This window comes from Citrobacter sp. wls718 (assembly GCF_005280945.1).
In the GTDB taxonomy this organism is placed as follows: Bacteria; Pseudomonadota; Gammaproteobacteria; order Enterobacterales; family Enterobacteriaceae; genus Citrobacter; species Citrobacter gillenii.
Genome location: NZ_SZWV01000055.1, coordinates 1 through 1877 on the forward strand (window position 1 = coordinate 1; position 1877 = coordinate 1877).

Genomic DNA, 1877 nt, shown 5'->3' on the forward strand with positions numbered 1-1877 from the left:
CAACAGCGCGAAAGACGATGCTGCTGGCCAGGCGATTGCTAACCGTTTCACTGCTAACATCAAAGGTCTGACTCAGGCATCCCGTAACGCTAACGATGGTATCTCTATCGCGCAGACCACTGAAGGTGCTCTAAACGAAATCAACAACAACCTGCAGCGTGTGCGTGAGCTGACCGTGCAGTCTCAGAACGGCACCAACTCCAGTTCTGACCTGTCCTCTATCCAGGATGAAATCAAACAGCGTCTGGCCGAAATTGACCGCGTATCAGCTCAAACTCAGTTCAACGGTACCAATGTTCTGTCTAAGTCCCAGACCCTGTCGATTCAGGTTGGTGCTAATGACAATGAAACCATTGATATTAAACTGAATGAAGTTACAGCAAGTACGCTGAAACTGGCTGGTTTTAACGTCTCTGGCCCGAACGGAGATCCAGTAGCCATCGGTACAGCTGGTTCTGCTGGTTATGCTGATATTTGGGGTAAAACAACGGCAGTCAAATCTACTGAAGTTGGGGGGGTGACTGCAGCTCAAATTGCAACTGCTACAGGCGTTGCAGCTGGGAATATTAATGCTCCAACAACGACAGCTCGTGTTGATAAAAACGGTAATTTATTCGCTGAAATATCTTTCAAGAACACATTAGACAAAGCTGATGTTGAGGCTGCTGCGAAAAATGGATTGACGCTTGAAGAAGGTAAAGCACAGACGGTATATATTGCATTGAATCCTTCAGATGCTGTCATTGATATGGCTACAGGCAAAGCAACATTTACCCTTGATGGTGCAAACCTTGATGCTAAAACCATGAAGAATGGCAGCACGGCAAACCCACTGGATGCTATTGATAAGGCTCTGGCTGAAGTTGATAAACAGCGTAGCTCACTGGGTGCGGTGCAAAACCGCTTTGAATCAGCGATCACCAACCTCGGTAACACAGTAAACAACCTGTCTGCTGCCCGTAGCCGTATCGAAGACTCCGACTACGCGACTGAAGTTTCTAACATGTCTCGTGCGCAGATCCTGCAGCAGGCAGGTACCTCCGTTCTGGCCCAGGCTAACCAGACTACGCAAAACGTGCTCTCTTTACTGCGTTAATCTGACGATAGCTTTTCAAGACAGTGAGTACAATCAAGGTGGCGAAAGTCACCTTGATTTTTTTTACCGGAGCAAACGTAATGAAAGAAATTTTAATTACTGAACCTGCCTTTGTCGCGGCGTTCAATTGTGTGGGTAGCGATTGTCGCGACCATTGCTGCAAAGAGTGGGTAATCGCAGTTGACAAACCAACGGTAAAAAAATATCTGACGAATAAAGATCTATTAATCAAGACCATTGCGAAAGAAAGTATTCGGCTGGTTAAAAAGGACACGCTTAACTGGGGAGTGATTACATTTGCACCTGAGTCCGGCAACTGCCCGTATTTTGGTGATGATAAGCTATGCATGGTGCATAAACAGTTAGGGGCAAATGCACTGAGTAAAACCTGCGCAATTTATCCCCGTTCTTATCGTACCTATAAAAATGATGTACACCATTCACTGAATATTTCATGCCCGGAAGTGGTCAGGCTATTGCTGAGCGAACCGGATGCGATGAGATTTAATGAGCGCACCACGTTGCAACAAAAGTCCAATGCCGCGAAACCGCTTTCGGCAGTGCATCGGGTACTGAGCCTGTTTTGCCTGGATCTGATTGGACGGGCCGAAGTTGAGGTTGAACCCGCACTTTTCGCCGTAGTGAAGTTCCTGCTGTTCCTGGAAAAAGTTGAAACGGTTGATGAATCAACAATTGGGCAGATTGAATCTGTTCATGCGCAACTGGTACAACAATTGCAAAATGGCGAGATGATGGGCGATGGATTGGCCCCTATATTTCC

At 46.7% G+C, this 1877-nt stretch carries 2 protein-coding genes; both read left to right on the top strand.

Going from position 1 to position 1877, the window contains the following annotated elements:
- Positions 1-1096 (top strand): FliC/FljB family flagellin (locus tag FDW95_RS11015; RefSeq protein ID WP_137363501.1); only part of this gene is annotated, 1096 nt, incomplete at its 5' end.
- A gap of 38 nt (positions 1097-1134) precedes the next feature.
- Positions 1135-1877 (top strand): flagellin lysine-N-methylase (gene fliB, locus FDW95_RS11020; protein ID WP_212734298.1); only part of this gene is annotated, 743 nt, incomplete at its 3' end.